The 15,372-nt window shown below is 65.3% G+C and carries 19 protein-coding genes; 8 read left to right on the forward strand and 11 right to left on the reverse strand.

Features of this window, described 5'->3' with window-relative positions; genetic code table 11:
* The first annotated feature begins 59 nt into the window (after nt 1-59).
* Nucleotides 60-593: a CoA pyrophosphatase gene (locus WJU17_RS15865; RefSeq protein ID WP_346328971.1), complete on the forward strand. Its 534-nt coding sequence runs from the start codon at nt 60-62 to the stop codon at nt 591-593.
* Nucleotides 593-1,804 carry a CCA tRNA nucleotidyltransferase gene (locus tag WJU17_RS15870; protein WP_346328369.1) on the forward strand — a complete coding sequence of 404 codons (1,212 nt, stop codon included), beginning with the start codon at nt 593-595 and terminating at the stop codon, nt 1,802-1,804. The genes WJU17_RS15865 and WJU17_RS15870 overlap by 1 nt, the downstream gene beginning before the upstream one ends.
* A 1-nt stretch (nt 1,805) precedes the next feature.
* Here WJU17_RS15870 and hemF read toward each other — a convergent pair whose 3' ends face one another.
* Together hemF and WJU17_RS15880 are read right to left on the reverse strand one after the other, a co-directional pair.
* Nucleotides 1,806-2,657, reverse strand: a complete 852-nt coding sequence (gene hemF / locus WJU17_RS15875) for an oxygen-dependent coproporphyrinogen oxidase (protein WP_346328370.1) — start codon at nt 2,655-2,657, stop codon at nt 1,806-1,808.
* On the reverse strand, nt 2,654-3,118 hold the full coding sequence (locus WJU17_RS15880; protein WP_346328972.1) for a tRNA (cytidine(34)-2'-O)-methyltransferase: 465 nt from the start codon (nt 3,116-3,118) through the stop codon (nt 2,654-2,656). The genes hemF and WJU17_RS15880 overlap by 4 nt, the downstream gene beginning before the upstream one ends.
* A gap of 179 nt (nt 3,119-3,297) precedes the next feature.
* Here WJU17_RS15880 and petA point away from each other — a divergent pair, with 179 nt between their 5' ends.
* The 6 genes from petA to WJU17_RS15910 are packed head-to-tail and all read left to right on the forward strand — an operon-like array spanning nt 3,298 to nt 8,047.
* Nucleotides 3,298-3,855, forward strand: coding sequence for a ubiquinol-cytochrome c reductase iron-sulfur subunit (petA, locus tag WJU17_RS15885; RefSeq protein ID WP_346328371.1), 558 nt, complete (start codon nt 3,298-3,300; stop codon nt 3,853-3,855).
* Nucleotides 3,856-3,865: 10 nt separating this feature from the next.
* Nucleotides 3,866-5,092: a cytochrome b/b6 gene (locus tag WJU17_RS15890; RefSeq protein ID WP_346328372.1), complete on the forward strand. Its 1,227-nt coding sequence runs from the start codon at nt 3,866-3,868 to the stop codon at nt 5,090-5,092.
* 17 nt (nt 5,093-5,109) lie between these two features.
* Nucleotides 5,110-5,919: a cytochrome c1 gene (locus tag WJU17_RS15895; protein ID WP_346328373.1), complete on the forward strand. Its 810-nt coding sequence runs from the start codon at nt 5,110-5,112 to the stop codon at nt 5,917-5,919.
* Nucleotides 5,920-5,951: 32 nt separating this feature from the next.
* Entirely contained in the window at nt 5,952-6,611 is a 660-nt protein-coding gene (locus WJU17_RS15900) for a hypothetical protein (RefSeq protein ID WP_346328374.1), read from the forward strand.
* A 12-nt stretch (nt 6,612-6,623) separates the two neighbouring features.
* Complete coding sequence (locus WJU17_RS15905; protein ID WP_346328375.1) at nt 6,624-7,517, forward strand: S-methyl-5'-thioadenosine phosphorylase; 894 nt, start codon at nt 6,624-6,626, stop codon at nt 7,515-7,517.
* On the forward strand, nt 7,514-8,047 hold the full coding sequence (locus tag WJU17_RS15910; RefSeq protein ID WP_346328376.1) for an adenine phosphoribosyltransferase: 534 nt from the start codon (nt 7,514-7,516) through the stop codon (nt 8,045-8,047). Before WJU17_RS15905 ends, WJU17_RS15910 begins: the two co-directional genes overlap by 4 nt.
* Nucleotides 8,048-8,051: 4 nt before the next feature.
* On the opposite strand, the gene WJU17_RS15915 is transcribed toward WJU17_RS15910, so the two are convergent.
* The 9 genes from WJU17_RS15915 to lgt form a co-directional block, all read right to left on the reverse strand.
* Complete coding sequence (locus tag WJU17_RS15915; protein WP_346328377.1) at nt 8,052-8,735, reverse strand: dienelactone hydrolase family protein; 684 nt, start codon at nt 8,733-8,735, stop codon at nt 8,052-8,054.
* Complete coding sequence (locus WJU17_RS15920; protein ID WP_346328378.1) at nt 8,725-9,201, reverse strand: MaoC family dehydratase; 477 nt, start codon at nt 9,199-9,201, stop codon at nt 8,725-8,727. Before WJU17_RS15920 ends, WJU17_RS15915 begins: the two co-directional genes overlap by 11 nt.
* Nucleotides 9,202-9,207: 6 nt before the next feature.
* Nucleotides 9,208-10,305, reverse strand: coding sequence for a redox-regulated ATPase YchF (ychF, locus tag WJU17_RS15925; RefSeq protein ID WP_346328379.1), 1,098 nt, complete (start codon nt 10,303-10,305; stop codon nt 9,208-9,210).
* 1 nt (nt 10,306) lies between these two features.
* On the reverse strand, nt 10,307-10,894 hold the full coding sequence (gene pth, locus WJU17_RS15930; RefSeq protein ID WP_346328380.1) for an aminoacyl-tRNA hydrolase: 588 nt from the start codon (nt 10,892-10,894) through the stop codon (nt 10,307-10,309).
* A 31-nt stretch (nt 10,895-10,925) separates the two neighbouring features.
* Nucleotides 10,926-11,537, reverse strand: a complete 612-nt coding sequence (locus WJU17_RS15935) for a 50S ribosomal protein L25/general stress protein Ctc (protein WP_346328381.1) — start codon at nt 11,535-11,537, stop codon at nt 10,926-10,928.
* 90 nt (nt 11,538-11,627) lie between these two features.
* On the reverse strand, nt 11,628-12,560 hold the full coding sequence (locus WJU17_RS15940; RefSeq protein ID WP_346328382.1) for a ribose-phosphate pyrophosphokinase: 933 nt from the start codon (nt 12,558-12,560) through the stop codon (nt 11,628-11,630).
* Between the two features lie 72 nt (nt 12,561-12,632).
* Nucleotides 12,633-13,409, reverse strand: a complete 777-nt coding sequence (pgeF, locus tag WJU17_RS15945; protein ID WP_346328383.1) for a peptidoglycan editing factor PgeF — start codon at nt 13,407-13,409, stop codon at nt 12,633-12,635.
* Nucleotides 13,406-14,470, reverse strand: coding sequence for an SAM-dependent methyltransferase (locus WJU17_RS15950; RefSeq protein ID WP_346328384.1), 1,065 nt, complete (start codon nt 14,468-14,470; stop codon nt 13,406-13,408). Before WJU17_RS15950 ends, pgeF begins: the two co-directional genes overlap by 4 nt.
* Nucleotides 14,454-15,281: a prolipoprotein diacylglyceryl transferase gene (lgt, locus tag WJU17_RS15955; protein ID WP_346328973.1), complete on the reverse strand. Its 828-nt coding sequence runs from the start codon at nt 15,279-15,281 to the stop codon at nt 14,454-14,456. The genes WJU17_RS15950 and lgt overlap by 17 nt, the downstream gene beginning before the upstream one ends.
* Nucleotides 15,282-15,372: the final 91 nt, after the last annotated feature.

The raw sequence follows: 15,372 nt of genomic DNA on the forward strand, positions 1-15,372 counted from the left end.
GCCGTCTTCTGGACGTGCCGCACACCAACGGCGCCGTCGCGGGGGCGAGCGATTACGACATGAATCCGGAAGTGCGCGCCGCGCTCGCTCCTGATCGCGTGCTGCGGCCCGCCGCCGTGCTCGTTCCTGTCATCGAGCGCGAAACCGGCCCCACTATCCTGCTCACACAGCGGACCGACCATCTCAGCCACCACGCGGGGCAGGTCGCCTTTCCCGGTGGACGGGTCGACAAGACCGATGCCGGCCCTGTCGATACGGCGCTGCGCGAGACCGAGGAAGAGATCGGGCTTGATCGGTCCTACATCGACATCATCGGGGCGCTCGACACTTATGAGACCGGGACCGGGTTTTCCATCACGCCCATCGTCGGACTGGTCCGCCCCGGCTTCACCTTGACCCTGCAGGCCGAGGAGGTGGCGCTGGCGTTCGAGGTGCCGCTGGCGTTCTTCCTCGATCCCGCCAACCATACGCGCGAAAGCCGGGAATGGCGCGGCGCGCTGCGCCATTATTACGTCATGCCCTATCAGGGGCACCACATCTGGGGCGCCACGGCGGGCATGCTGGTCAATCTCTACGAAAAGCTCAGGCGCTGATGGAACCCAGCGGCATCGTTATCGATCAGCCCTGGCTGGCCGCGGACGGCGCCGACCGGATCATGCGGGCGCTAACTCAAGGTGGCGGCGTCGTGCGCTTCGTCGGCGGCTGTGTGCGCGACGCGCTGGCGGGCCGGCCCGTGCGCGACATGGACATGGCCACCGACCTGCTGCCCGACGAGGTGGTGCGGCGGCTGGTGGCGGCGGACATCAGGGCGATTCCCACCGGCATCGACCATGGCACGGTCACGGCCGTCGCCTCGGGGCGCCCCTTCGAGGTGACCACGCTGCGCGTCGACGTGGAAACCGACGGCCGCCGCGCCGTCGTCGCCTTCACCGACAGTTGGAAAGAGGATGCGGGCCGGCGCGACTTCACCTTCAACGCGCTCTACTGCGATCCCGATGGCACCGTCTACGATCCGACCGGCGGGATCGCGGACCTGAAGGCGGGGAGAGTCCGGTTCATCGGCGACCCGGCCCAGCGCATCGAGGAGGACGCCCTGCGCATCCTGCGTTTCTTCCGCTTTCATGCCTGGTATGGCGCGGGCGCGCTGGACGCGGACGGGCTGGCCGCCTGTGTCGCGCGGCAGGCCGATCTGGACCGGCTGTCCGTCGAAAGGGTTCGCGCCGAGATGCTTCGTCTGCTGGAGGCGCCGGACCCGTTGCCGACCTTGCGCGCCATGGCCCATGCCGGTGTTCTGGCTCGTGTCCTGCCCGAGGCCTCAAGTCTTCACTGCCTGGAGAGACTGATCGGCATCGGCGTCTCGGCGCCGTTGCTGCGGCTGGCGGCGCTGACCAGCCGGCGGGCCGATATGCTGACGACGCTGGCGGACCGCTGGAAGATGTCGTCGCGCGAGAAGGCGCGGCTGCGCGGCATGGCCGCCGGCGAGGCCTCGGCGCCGGCCGGTCTGCCGGAGGCCGAGGCGCGTCAGCAGATCTATTGGCTGGGCCGCGACCGGTTCCTCGACCTGGTCTGGCTGGACTGGGCGGCGGATGGGCATGACCGCCGGGGTCTGGTCGATCTCGCCGAGGATTGGGCGCCGCCGGCCTTTCCCGTCAAGGGCGCCGACCTGCTGGGCGAGGGGATTGCCCCGGGCGAGCGCATGGGCGCGCTGCTGCGGGCGCTGGAGCGGCAATGGGTGCAGGAGGGGTTCGAGCCGAGCCGGGCCGAATTGCTCGCCCGGCTCGATACGCTTGATCAGGCGCCGTGATTCAGGGCCACTTCACCTCGGGCGGCAGCGACATCAGGATGGCGTCCACGTTGCCGCCGGTCTTCAGCCCGAAGGTCGTTCCCCGGTCGTAGAGCAGGTTGAACTCCACATAGCGGCCGCGGCGGATCAGCTGGTGCTCGCGGTCGGCCGGGGTCCATTCGTCGTTGATGTGACGGCGCACGATCTTGGGATACACGTCGAGGAACGCGCGGCCGACATCCTGGGTGAAGGCGAAATCGGCTTCCCAGTCGCCGGTATTGATCGAATCATAGAAGATGCCGCCGACGCCGCGCGGCTCGTTGCGGTGCTTCAGGAAGAAGTACTCGTCGCACCATTCCTTGAAGCGGGGATAGTAGGCGGGGTCGTGCCTGTCGCAGGCGTCCTTCAGGGCGCCGTGGAACTGGTCGGTGTCCTCGTCATCCGGGAACATGGGTGTCAGGTCGGCGCCGCCGCCGAACCAACCGCGCGTCGTGATGATGTGGCGGGTGTTCATGTGCACGGCGGGCACGAACGGGTTCTGCATGTGCGCGACCAGCGAAATGCCGCTGGCCCAGAAGCGCGGGTCCTCGTCGGCGCCGGGAATGTTCTTGGCGAAATCGGGCGAGAACTCGCCCTGGACGGTGGACACGTTGACGCCAACCTTCTCGAACACGCGCCCCTTCATGACCGACATCACGCCGCCGCCGCCGCCGGGACGCAGCCATTCGATCCGCTCGAAGCGTCCGGCGCGGCGGTCCGAATGCTGGCCGCGCAATTCGTCCTCGATCATCTCGAACGTCGAACAGATCCGGTCGCGCAGGCTGTGAAACCACATTCTGGCCCGCACCTTGTGATCGTCGGAAACGTAGCTCATCGGTCCTCTCCCATTCGCGGAAATCCGCCGGTCTGCCTCAGTGCCTCGCCCAGTACCATCGCCGCCGCGACCGCGACATTGAGCGAGCGCAATCCTTGCGCCATGGGGACGGCGACGCGGGCGTCGGCCCTGTCGTGCACGCCATCGGGCACGCCCGCCGATTCCCGTCCCAGCAACAGGGTGTCACCGGGCGCGAAGGTGAATGCCGTATAGGGCGTGGCGGCGCGGGTCGTCAACAGCACCAGGCGAGGCGGCGGCCGGCGCAGAAAATCGTCCCAGCTGTCGTGAAACGCCACCTCGGCCCGGTCAAGGTAATCCATCCCGGCGCGCTTGAGGGCGCGCTCGCCGAGTGGGAAGCCGCACGGCCCGATAATGTCCACGGCGACGTTGACGCAGGCGGACAGCCGCAGCAGGGTGCCGACGTTCGGCGGGATGTCGGGCTGATAAAGGGCGAGCCGCATGGCGCCGACGTTGGGCGTATCGGGCCGTGCCGTCAAGCCGCCGCATCGGCGTCTTCGGGAGCGCAGATTTGCAAGCGTCATGACTGGACAATTGGCGTTGATGGTGCCAAAACACGCCCTGCCATATCAGGGGCGGGGATGCCCCACGACCAAAAAAGAAGCAGAACAGGTGGGTGTGAATGTCCACGACTGATTCCAAAACGGATCATCACGGTGAAGGTGTCAAACGGCGCGATTTTCTGTTCGTTGCCGCTGGAGGGTTCGGTGCCGTCGGTGCCGCGATCGCGGCGTGGCCGCTGATCGACAACCTCAATCCGTCGGCCGACGTGCTGGCTTTGTCGACTGTCGAAATCGATCTGTCCAAGATCGAGGTCGGGCAGGCGATCCGCGTCAAATGGCGCGGCAAGCCGGTCTTCGTGCGTCATCGCACGCCGGAAGAAGTGGCTGCCGCCAAGGCCGTGCCGCTCTCGGACCTCGTGGACCCGCAGACCGATGAGGAGCGCACCAAGCCCGGCCACGAAGAGTGGCTGGTGATGGTCGGTGTCTGCACCCATCTGGGCTGCATTCCACTCGGCGTGAAAGCCGAGGACACCAAGGGTGATTACGGCGGGTACTTCTGCCCGTGCCACGGGTCGCACTATGATACGGCGGGCCGTATCCGCAAGGGACCGGCGCCGAAGAATCTCGAAGTGCCGGTGTACACGTTCCTGAACGATACACGCGTCCGCGTCGGCTGAGGGTAAGGTCATGAGCGCAACACGTTCCTTCGAGCCGAAGAATCCACTCGTTCAGTGGATCGACCGGCAGCTCCCCATTTTCTCGCTGATGCACGGTACGCTCGTCGCGTATCCGACGCCGCGGAACCTGAACTACTGGTGGAGCTTCGGCTCGCTGGCGGGCTTCATGCTCCTCGTGCAGATCGTCACCGGCATCATCCTGGCCATGCACTACACGCCGCACACCTCGATGGCCTTCGCGTCGGTCGAGCACATCATGCGCGACGTGAACTATGGCTGGCTGCTGCGCTACGTGCACGCCAACGGCGCATCCTTCTTCTTCATCGTGGTCTACATCCACATTTTCCGCGGCCTTTACTACGGATCGTACAAGGCGCCGCGCGAGCTGCTGTGGATGCTCGGCCTGATCATCTTCATCCTGATGATGGCGACCGCCTTCATGGGGTACGTGCTGCCCTGGGGACAGATGAGCTTCTGGGGCGCGACGGTCATCACCAACCTGTTCAGTGCCATCCCGGTGGTCGGCGGCGATATCGTGACGCTGCTCTGGGGCGGTTTCTCGGTCGATAATCCGACCCTGAACCGGTTCTTCAGCCTGCACTATCTGCTGCCCTTCGTGATCGCCGGCGTCGCCGTGCTGCACATCTGGGCGCTGCACATTCCGGGCTCGAACAATCCGCTCGGCATCGACGTGAAGGGGCCGCAGGACCAGATCGATTTCCACCCGTACCACACGGCGAAGGATCTGTTCATGATCTCGCTGCTGATGGTCTTCTTCATGGGTTTCGTCTTCTTCGCGCCGAACTATCTCGGTCATCCGGACAACTACATTCCGGCCGATCCGTTGGTCACACCCGCGCACATCGTGCCCGAATGGTACTTCCTGCCGTTCTACGCGATCCTGCGTTCGGTGCCGGACAAGCTGCTGGGCGTCATCGCCATGTTCGCCGCGATCCTGGTGCTGTTCGCGCTGCCGTGGCTCGACAAGCACAAGGTCCGCTCGGGCACCTTCCGTCCGATCTTCAAGCAGTTCTACGTGTTGCTGATGATCGACGTGGTGGTCCTGACCATCGTGGGCGGCAAGCCGGCGGAGGGCACCTGGGTGCTGGTGGGCCGCATCGCGACCATCTATTACTTCGCTCACTTCCTGATCATTCTGCCGATCCTGAGCCGCATCGAAAAAGCCCGGCCATTGCCAGAGAGCATCTCTCAGGCAGTGCTGACCAAACACGCCTGAGCGTCAGGGAGGTGACAATGAACAAGAAGAACATCCTCGCCGGCATCGCCCTTCTCGCGGGCCTCGCGGTTCCCACGCTCGCCCTCGCGGCGGGTGACGGCAAGCATCCCGAGGCGCCCGCCAAGGGCTGGCCGCACGAGAAGATCATCGGCGCCCATTTCGACCGGGCGGCGGCGCAGCGCGGTTTCCAGGTCTACAAGGAAGTCTGCGCCTCCTGTCATTCGCTGAAGTTGGTCGCGTTCCGCACCCTGACCGGCATCGGTTTCAGTGAACCCGAAGTCAAGGCGATCGCCGCGGGCTTCACCGTTCCCGGCGAACCCGACCCGGATACGGGCGACGTCAAGGATCGGCCCGGCAAGCCGTTCGATCACTTCCCGTCGCCCTATGCGAACCCGGAAGCGGCGGCGGCCTCCAATGGCGGCGCCATCCCGCCGGATCTGTCGCTGATGGCCAAGGCACGGCCCGACGGGTCCAGCTACATCTACTCGCTGCTCCACGGTTACCGGGACCCGACGGCCGAGGAACTGGCGGCGCTTCCGGGCGGCAAGCTCGCCGCCAATGCGCACTACAATCCCTACAAGTCGGGCCACGTCATCGCCATGGCACCGCCGCTCCAGGACGGGATCGTCACCTATGGCGAGGGTCAGCCTGAAGCGACGGTCGAGCAGATGTCCTACGATGTCGCGACCTTCCTGTCGTGGACGGCGGAACCGAAGCTGGAAGAACGCAAGCGGACCGGCTTCTTCTTCATGACCTTCCTGCTGATTATCTGCGGGTTGCTTTTCGCCAGCTACAAACGCATCTCTAAGCGGGTGCTTGGCCACTAGGGGCCGAGCCCGTCCCCCGGGGAGAGGCCGCCGTGATACGCCAGACGCTTTGCGCCACCCTAGTGGCTGCCCTGACGATCCTTTCGTCAGGGCAGGCCGGCGCCGAGACGATTGCCGCGCCTGAGGATCTCAAGGCCGGCACGCCGTTCGCCGAGTTCCTCAAGGGCAAGCAGCACAGCCAGGCCAAGGCGGCGATCGCCCGCCTCGAGGACCGCTCGGTGGGGCGCGAATGCGCCGACGCCTATGCCCTGGGCAATTACATTCTCAAGATCATCACCCCGATCGAAATGGCGAAGGACGCCGTGGTTCCTTCCGCCGGACAGTGGATCGAGCGTTATCCGGTCACGCGTTGCGGCCGTCAGTCCATCTTCAATGCGCTGTTCGCCGTTAACGAGAAGGGCGTGCTTCAGGTCCGCGCGGTCGCCCCGGGTGAAACCGGCCAAAGCGCGCAGCTGGTGCTCGATCTGCGCCCCGTCATGATCAAGAACGCCAAACTGGGCCAGTGCGACAAGCGCGGTCTGCTCGACACGGCCAGAGGCGTGCCCGAAGGCTATGAGGCCAAGGTTCCGGACGGCATCTACGAGACCTGGACGGTTAGCGGCTGCGGCAAGGATGTGGATATGGTCCTGTTGTTCACGGCCACGGAGAACGAGCAGGTCAACGTCCAGGTCGAGAAACAGATTCCCCGATAAAGAGGGCGGCTCGTGGCAGATCAAGCGGCGCGGCCGGTACTCGGCATTATCGGCGGAAGCGGCCTCTACGAGATCGACGGTCTGGAGGACGCCCGCTGGATCGACGTGGAAACGCCGTTTGGTCAGCCCTCCGATCAGTTCTTCACCGGGACCCTCGGCGGCACCGCATTGGTCTTCCTGCCGCGCCACGGCCGGGGCCACCGCATTCCTCCCAGTGACATAAACTATCTCGCCAATATCGACGCGATGAAACGCCTGGGGGTGACCGATATCGTGTCGCTCAGCGCCTGCGGGTCGTTACGGGAAGAGTTGCCGCCGGGCAGTTTCGTGCGTGTCAGCCAGTTCATCGATCGTACCTTCGCCCGTACCAAGAGCTTCTTCGGGACCGGTCTCGTCGCCCATGTCTCCATGGCCGATCCGGTCTGCGGCCGGTTCGGCAATTTGATCAACGCGGCGGCTGCTTCGGCGGACATCAGCCTGCATCAGGGCGGCACCTACCTGGTGATGGAAGGCCCGCAATTCTCGTCGCTCGCCGAATCCAATCTCTACCGGCAGTGGGGCTGCGACGTGATCGGCATGACCAACATGCCCGAGGCGAAACTGGCCCGCGAGGCCGAGATCTGCTACGCGACCGTCGCCATGGTCACGGATTACGACTGCTGGCATCCCGACCACGCGCATGTTCAGGTCAGTGACATCATCCGCGTCCTCGGCCAGAACGCCGACAGGGCGCGGGCCCTGGTGAAAGCGCTGGCGCGGCAGATGATCCATTCGGTACATCCGTGCAGCCAAGGATGCGACCGGGCACTGGACACGGCGCTGATCACCGCGCCCTCGGCCCGGGCGCCCGCCATGGTGAAGAAACTCGATGCGGTGGCCGGCCGCGTGCTAGGGGGAAATTCATGAGCGATTGGGTCAAGTCGCGTATCCGCAGCATCCCGGACTATCCCAAGCCGGGCATCATGTTCCGCGACATCACTACCCTGCTGGGCGACGCCCAGGGGTTTCGCAAGGCGATCGACGAGATGGTCCAGCCCTATGCCGGCTGCGGCATCGACAAGGTGGCGGGCATCGACGCCCGCGGTTTTATCCTGGGCGGCGCGGTGGCGCATCAGCTGTCGGTGGGTTTCGTGCCGATCCGCAAGAAGGGAAAGCTGCCGTGGCAGACCTTCGGCCAGGACTACGCGCTGGAATATGGCTACGACAAGCTAGAGATCCACCAGGATGCCGTGGTGAAGGGGCACCGCGTGCTGATCGTCGACGATCTGATCGCCACGGGCGGTACCGCCGAAGCGGCGGTGAAGCTGCTGCAACGGGTTGGCGCGACCGTGGTCGGCTGCACCTTCGTCATCGATCTGCCGGAGTTGGGGGGCACCCGAAAACTCGAGGCGCTGGACGTGCCGGTGAAGGCGCTCTGCGCCTATACGGGCCACTGATTCCCTATAGAGCCTGCTCGGCCATATGCCGATCGAGGAACGCGAGCGTGCGTTGCTGCGACAGGGCGATGGCGTTGTCGTCGTGATTGGCGGGGCGGTCTGACCAGAAGCCGTGCTCGGCCTGGTAGATGTGGACCTTGACTGCGGGATGCGCTTCCGCCGTGGCGCGGACGCCGTCCAGCGGGATGCTCTTGTCGCGGCTGCCGAAGTGCAGCATCACCGGGCACAGAGGCTGCAAGTCCAGATGCTCGGGGATCAGGCGGCCATAGAAGCCGACGGCGCAGGCCAGCCCTTCGACACGGGCGGCGGCGACCCAGCTGAGCGAGCCGCCATAGCAGAAGCCGGTGATCGCGACCGGCCCCTTCATGCGCAGCGCGTCGGCGCAGGCCTGGATGTCCAGCATGGGGGTCTCGACACCGGAGGTGCCCGCCAGCTTGACCGAGGCCTGCATCTCGTCCGGCGTATAGCCGGCGGCGAAGCCGCGCTCGTAGCGGTCGAAGATCGCCGGCGCCCAGGTCTCGTAACCCAGCGCGGCGAAATGGTCGCACAGCTCCCTGATGTGCGCCGTGACGCCGAAGATTTCCTGAATCAGGATCAGGCCGCCCTTGCGCTCGCCCTGGGCAGGCGCCTGATAGACGGCGAACTCGTGGCCGTCGATGGCCTTCAGCGTGGTTTCGTTACCCATCATTCGTCTCCCCGGGATGCCTGCGACCGAACATGGTGACGGCCTGGAAGGTCATGGCCAGCTCGCCATGCTGGTTGAACACCTTGTAGCTCATGTCGACGGAGCCCCGGTCCGGCTTGCTGCGCGACGCCTTGGCGGTCAGCACCTTGCCTTTCAGGGTCAGCGTGTCGCCAGGGCGCACCGGCCGAATCCAGCGGAGCTGGTCGAGGCCGGGCGAGCCCATGCTGGATGCCTTGAGCATCAGCTCGTCGCAGAGCAGGCGCATGACCATGGCGCCCGTGTGCCAGCCGCTGGCGATCAGGCCGCCAAAGATGGAGGCCTTCGCGGCCTCCTCGTCGATGTGGAAAGGCTGTGGGTCATAGCGGCGGGCGAAGTCGATGACTTCGTCCCGGTCGACGGTCACGGCGCCGAACTCGATCTGCTGGCCTTCGAAGAAGTCCTCGAAAAAGATCGTCGGTCCGGCGGTCATGAAGCCTCAGTTGTTGAAGCGGAAATGCAGGATGTCACCATCCTGCACCACGTATTCCTTGCCCTCAAGCCGGGCTTTGCCGGCCTCCTTGGCGCCGGTTTCGCCATTGTGGGCGACGTAGGCGTCATAAGCGATGGTCTCGGCGCGGATGAAGCCCTTCTCGAAATCCGTGTGGATCACGCCCGCGGCCTGCGGCGCCTTGGTGCCCTTGGCGATGGTCCAGGCGCGTGCCTCCTTCGGGCCGACGGTGAAGTAGGTGGCAAGGCCGAGCAGGTCGTAGCCGGCGCGGATGATCCGCGACAGGCCGGTTTCGGTGAGGCCGATCTCCTCGAGAAACACCGACCGTTCCTCGGCGTCGAGCTGGGCGATTTCGGATTCGATGGCGGCGGAAATCACCACGCAGGGAATACCTTCGGCGGCGGCCTTCTCCGCGACGCGCGCGGAAATCGCGTTACCAGTGGCGGCGGCCGCTTCTTCGACGTTGCACACGAAGAGCACGGGCTTGGCGGTGATCAGCGACAGGCGCTGGAAGGCCAGCTGCTCGTCCTCGTCCAGTTCCACGGCCCGGGCCGGCTTGCCTTCGCGCAGCACCACCACCGCCCGCTCCAGCAGCGCCAGATCCCGCTTGGCTTCCTCGTCATTCCCCTTGGCGCGCTTTTGCAGCGCCGGGATGCGGCGCTCGACGCTGTCGAGGTCGGCGAGCATCAGTTCGGTCTCGATGGTCTCGGAATCCGCCAGCGGATCGACGCGGCCGTCCACATGGGTGATGTCGTCATCCTCGAAGCAGCGCAGGACGTGGATGATGGCATCGACCTCGCGGATATGGGCGAGAAACTGATTGCCCAGGCCTTCGCCCTGGCTGGCGCCGCGCACCAGGCCGGCGATGTCAACGAAGGTCAGCTGAGTCGGGATGATCTGGGCGGACTTGCCGATGCGCGCGCAGTTTTCCAGACGTGGGTCCGGTACCGGCACCACGCCCACATTCGGCTCGATGGTGCAGAAGGGAAAGTTCTCCGCCGCGGCGGCGGCGGTCTGGGTCAGCGCGTTGAACAGGGTCGATTTGCCCACGTTCGGGAGGCCGACGATGCCGCACTTGAAGCCCATGTCAGTTTCCGTCCTTGTGCGTGTCCTGGGTCAGTTGTGCGACCCGGGTCATGAATTTTTCGTCCTGGCCGGTGGCCAGATGGGGCGCCGCGTCGGCGATGGCGTCGAGCAGCGGGTCGAGCCAGGAATCTTCCGAATTGGCGAAATCGGAGAGGACGTAATTGGTCACCCGGCTCTTGTCGCCGGGATGGCCGATGCCGATCCGCACCCGTTTGAAGTTGGGACCCATGTGGCGCTCGATGTCCCGCAGGCCGTTGTGTCCGGCATGGCCGCCGCCCTGCTTCATGCGCAGCTTGCCCGGCGGCAGGTCGAGTTCGTCATGGAAGACGACGATGTCCTCGGCGGACAGCTTGTAGAAGTGGGCGGCCTGACTGACGGCTTGTCCCGACCGGTTCATGAAGGTCTGCGGTTTCATCACCATGACCTTGCCGATCCCCAGCAGGCCTTCACTGACCTGGGACTGGAACTTGGCGCGCCACGGGGGAAAACGATGGCGGCGGACGATCTCGTCCACCGCCATGAAGCCGACATTGTGCCGGTTATCGAAGTACTGGTCGCCCGGATTGCCCAGGCCGACGAGCAGCAGCATGATCTTTCGAGGAAAGGAACCCTAAGGTTCCTTATTCGCCCTCGCCCTCTGCGGCTTCTTCTGTCTCGCCGACGCCGCCCGACGGGGCCGCGATGGTGGCGACGGTGAAGTCGCGGTCGGTGATGCCCGGGGTGACGCCCTTCGGCAGGGGAACGGCGCTGATGTGGACGCTGTCACCAATCTCGAGACCCGTCAGATCGACCTCGACGAATTCGGGGATCGATTCGGCCGGGCAGACCAGCGGCACGTCATGGCGCACGATGTTTAGCACACCGCCGCGCTTCAGGCCCGGCGAGGCTTCTTCGTTCACGAAATGAACCGGCACGTCCACTTCGACCTGCGCGTTGCGATCAAGGCGCAGGAAATCGATGTGGATGGGGAAATCCATGACCACGTCGACCTGCACGTCGCGCGGGATCACCCGCTCAACGGTGCCGTTCACGTCCAGATTGAAGAGGTGACCGGTAAGACGGCCGCGCTTCAGTTCCTTCAGAACGACGTTGAAGGGCAGGGTGATGGAAACAGGGGGTTTGCCCAGGCCATAGATCACAGCCGGGACCAGTCCGTTACGGCGCGCTGCACGGGAGGACCCCTTACCCACCCGATCGCGAGGTTGCGCCACGAGAGTGCCGATTTCTGACATTTCATTCTCCGTCAATAACAGCACAGCGTCCCGCCTCCAGGGGTGCGGGTCCGCAAGATCGCGGGGTTTTAGCGGAAACCCCGGTGAAACTCAATCAAACAAACTGGAGACCGAACTTTCATCGTTGATCCGCTGCATCGCCTCGGCGATGAGCGGCGCGATGGTCACGGTGCGGATGTTGCTGGCCGCTTTCACCGCCTCGGTGGGGCAGATCGAGTCGGTGATGACCAGTTCCTTGAGGACCGATCCCGTCACCCGTTCCACCGCCTTGCCAGAGAGGACGCCGTGGGAGACATAGGCCGAGACCGAGGCCGCGCCGGCTTCCATGATCGCCTTGGCGGCGTTGCACAGGGTGCCTGCCGAATCGACGATGTCATCCACCAGGATACAGTCGCGGCCTTCCACGTCGCCGATGATGTTCATGACCTCGGACACACCGGCCTTCTCGCGGCGCTTGTCGACGATGGCGAGGTCGGCGCCCAGGCGCGAGGCAAGGCGGCGGGCACGCAGGACGCCGCCCACGTCCGGCGACACGAACATCAGATTCCGGTCGTCGTACTGTTCCTTGATGTCGCGCAGCAGCACCGGCTCGGCATAGAGGTTGTCCGTCGGGATATCGAAGAAGCCCTGAATCTGTCCGGCGTGCAAATCCATGGTCAGCACACGGTTGGCGCCGGCCCCGGTGATCAGGTTGGCGACCAGCTTGGCCGAAATCGGGGTGCGGGGACCGGGCTTGCGGTCCTGCCGGGCATAGCCGAAATAGGGTAGCACCGCCGTGATGCGGCGGGCGGACGCGCGGTGCAACGCGTCGATGGACACCAGCAGTTCCATCAGATTGTCGTTGGCCGGATAGGAGGTACTCTGGACCACGAAGACATCCTGGCCGCGCACGTTCTCGTGGATTTCGACCCAGACTTCCTCGTCGGCGAAGCGCTTCATGTCGGCCTTGCACAGGCTCATGCCAAGATAGTCGGCGATATCGGAACAGAGTTGCGGGTTGCTGTTCCCGGCCACGATTTTCATGGGGCGCTTACTCCGTGGATAGTGGTCTTGCCGCTGCGCGAGGCTCGGCGGCTGATTCCGCCGAATTCACTATCAGGACGTCCCACGGGCCACAAGGGCTATCGCCGACAACTGCCGCCCGTAGTCCGGTTCGCCACGATGTGTGGTGCGCCGGTAACTATAGAAATGTTCGGGATCGCTGTAGGTGTCCCGGTTCAGCCGCTCGATCTGGGTCAGCCCGGCTTCGCGCAGCCGGAACTCGACGAAGCCTGTCAGGTCGAACAGAAAATGTCCGGCCCGGCCCGATGGCGCGAAGAAACGCTCGAACGCCTCGTCGCGGCCGAGAAACCGGGTGTGGAAGTCCGGCCCGACCTCATAGGAAGGCTGGGCAATACACGGACCGATGGCGGCGCGGATCGACGGTGCCTTGGCGCCGAGGCGCATCATGGCGCGCACCGTGGATTCGATGACGCCCTTGAAGGCGCCCTGCCAGCCCGAATGGGCCGCGCCGATCACCTTTGCGGCAGGGTCGCAGAACAGGATCGGCGCGCAATCCGCCGCCAGCACGCCAAGGGCGATACCCGGCGCGCGGGTCACCATGGCGTCGGCCTTGGGGCGGGTCGTCGCGGGCCAGGGCTTGGTGACGAAAACGACGTCCTGCCCGTGTACTTGGTGAACCGTGCAGAGCATGGCGTCGGGGACGCCGATCAGGCCGGCGGCAAGCCGACGGTTCTCCGCGACATGCGCCGGGTCGTCGTCCGATCCCACGCCGCAGTTGAGGGATGCATAGATGCCGGTGGAGACACCGCCCTTGCGGGTGAAGAAGCCATGCTCGACCTGCGGCACGCTCAGGGTGTCGGCGCGAATCATGAGGCGAATCCCGTCGGCTGCGGCATGGAAGGATCGGTGATGGCCAGCACCTTGAACAGCGTGCCCATCTGGTCGGGCGCCGTCAATCGGTGCGCGCCCAGGTCGATTTCGCGCGCCTGGGCCTGTGTCGCGTTTCGCTTGAGCGCCTGGGCGCGGTGGAACAGGCCGATGGCGTCGAGAAACAGCGATTGCGGCACCGGGCCGTGCACGGCCGCGCCGCTATCGCGGGCCGCCGCCGCGAGCGAGGCGAAATCCACATGCGCCGTCAGGTCCGCCTCGCCGGGCGCGTCGAGGGGATCGGCGTACTGGTGGCCGCGAACCGCTTGCAGGCTGTCGCCGGTACGGCTTTCCACGCTGCCATAATCGATGAACAGCGCCGCGCCGCCCTGCGCGGAGAGACGGGCGGCGATCTGGCGCACCAGCGCCAGCGCATCGGGGGCGGTCTCAGCGATGGTGCCGGGCGCCGCCTCCTCGAACGCGGGCGCCGTGCCCTCGGCAAGTCCGTCGGATACGGTCCAGGTCAGGGTCTCGCCATCCGGTGACAGGCCGATCATGCGCTCGTGCCAGCCATCTTGCTGACGCACGAACTGGCGGACCGGCAGGGCGTCGAGAAACTCGTTGGCGATCAGTACCATCGGGCCGTCGGGCACCTCGTCCAGATCGTCCACCCAGTGGCCAGCCACCCGGCGCTGCTGGACGGCGCGCAGGGCGGGGCTGGCCTCGACCAGGTAAGGTTCGGGGAGCATGGCCGGCGCGACCTTGAGGGTGCGCAGGATATCGGCCATCAGGGTACCGCGGCCCGGGCCGAGTTCGACGATCTTCAGATGCCGTGGCCGTCCCATGGCGTCCCAGCAATCGGCGATCCAGACGCCGATCATCTCGCCGAACAATTGGCTGATTTCGGGCGCCGTGGTGAAGTCGCCGCCGGCACCCAGCGGGTCGCGGGTGATGTAATAGCCGTGCAGCGGATCGGTCAGCGCGATCCGCATGTACTCGTCGAGACGAAGCGGTCCGCGCTGGCGGATCCGTTCGGCCAGAATGGATCTAAGCGGGTTGCGCACTGGCCGGCAGTGTCTTGCGCGAGCGGGCGATCAGCCAGACGCCGAACAGCACCATGGGGATGGACAGCAACTGGCCCATGCTGGCGCCCATCCACAAGAAACCCAGGAAATCGTCCGGTTCCCGGAAGAACTCGACGGTGATGCGCGAGAGCCCATACCCGATCCAGAAGCAGCCGCACAGGGCGCCCGGGCGAAAGCGCAGGTCGGTACGGGTGAACAGCAGGCGCAGCACGACAAACAGGATCAGGCCTTCGAGCAGGGCTTCGTACAGCTGGCTGGGATGACGGCCAATCGGACCGCCATGGGGGAAGATGACGGCCCACGGCACGTCGGTGGTGCGGCCGTACAACTCGCCATTGACGAAATTGGCGACGCGGCCCAGGCCAAGCCCGATGGGGACCGCGCATCCCGCGAGATCGCCGATGCTGAACATGGACCGCTTCTTGGCCAGGGCGTAGAGGATGATGACCAGTGTCACGCCGACCAGGCCGCCGTGAAACGACATACCGCCTTGCCAGACCTTCAGGATTTCAAGCGGGTGGGCCAGGTATTCGGCGGGCTTGTAGAACAGGACGTAGCCGAGGCGGCCGCCCAGCACCACGCCGAGCATGCCCCAGAAGACCAGATCCTCGGCCTCTTTCTTGCTGACGGGCGGTCCGCCGGGCCACCATTTGTCGGCCAGCATGCGGTTCAGATACCACCAGGCGAGCAGCAGCCCGCCAATATAGGCGAGGGCATACCAACGGACCTGGAAGAAACCGAGATCCAGCGCGACCGGGCTGAAACCCGGGAAGTTGATGGCGGCGGTCAGCATGCGCCTAGAAGCCCCGCTAAGGTGGAATCTGTCAAGCGTCTTGGAAAAGGGTAACGGGATCGCCATATTGGCCGAGCAGCCATGAATG

The organism is Iodidimonas sp. SYSU 1G8, assembly GCF_039655775.1.
Classification (GTDB): Bacteria; Pseudomonadota; Alphaproteobacteria; order SMXS01; family SMXS01; genus RI-34.

Excerpts from the sequence above, each read along its gene's own strand:
- WJU17_RS15890 (WP_346328372.1), top strand. The coding sequence starts at position 3,866 with ATGAGCGCAACACGTTCCTTCGAGCCGAAGAATCCACTCGTTCAGTGG.
- petA (WP_346328371.1), top strand. The coding sequence starts at position 3,298 with ATGTCCACGACTGATTCCAAAACGGATCATCACGGTGAAGGTGTCAAA.
- WJU17_RS15920 (WP_346328378.1), bottom strand. The coding sequence starts at position 9,201 with ATGACCGCCGGACCGACGATCTTTTTCGAGGACTTCTTCGAAGGCCAG.
- WJU17_RS15880 (WP_346328972.1), bottom strand. The coding sequence starts at position 3,118 with ATGCGGCTCGCCCTTTATCAGCCCGACATCCCGCCGAACGTCGGCACC.
- WJU17_RS15865 (WP_346328971.1), top strand. The coding sequence starts at position 60 with ATGAATCCGGAAGTGCGCGCCGCGCTCGCTCCTGATCGCGTGCTGCGG.
- hemF (WP_346328370.1), bottom strand. The coding sequence starts at position 2,657 with ATGAGCTACGTTTCCGACGATCACAAGGTGCGGGCCAGAATGTGGTTT.
- WJU17_RS15870 (WP_346328369.1), top strand. The coding sequence starts at position 593 with ATGGAACCCAGCGGCATCGTTATCGATCAGCCCTGGCTGGCCGCGGAC.
- pth (WP_346328380.1), bottom strand. The coding sequence starts at position 10,894 with ATGCTGCTGCTCGTCGGCCTGGGCAATCCGGGCGACCAGTACTTCGAT.
- pgeF (WP_346328383.1), bottom strand. The coding sequence starts at position 13,409 with ATGATTCGCGCCGACACCCTGAGCGTGCCGCAGGTCGAGCATGGCTTC.
- WJU17_RS15910 (WP_346328376.1), top strand. The coding sequence starts at position 7,514 with ATGAGCGATTGGGTCAAGTCGCGTATCCGCAGCATCCCGGACTATCCC.
- WJU17_RS15935 (WP_346328381.1), bottom strand. The coding sequence starts at position 11,537 with ATGTCAGAAATCGGCACTCTCGTGGCGCAACCTCGCGATCGGGTGGGT.
- WJU17_RS15895 (WP_346328373.1), top strand. The coding sequence starts at position 5,110 with ATGAACAAGAAGAACATCCTCGCCGGCATCGCCCTTCTCGCGGGCCTC.
- WJU17_RS15940 (WP_346328382.1), bottom strand. The coding sequence starts at position 12,560 with ATGAAAATCGTGGCCGGGAACAGCAACCCGCAACTCTGTTCCGATATC.
- WJU17_RS15915 (WP_346328377.1), bottom strand. The coding sequence starts at position 8,735 with ATGATGGGTAACGAAACCACGCTGAAGGCCATCGACGGCCACGAGTTC.
- ychF (WP_346328379.1), bottom strand. The coding sequence starts at position 10,305 with ATGGGCTTCAAGTGCGGCATCGTCGGCCTCCCGAACGTGGGCAAATCG.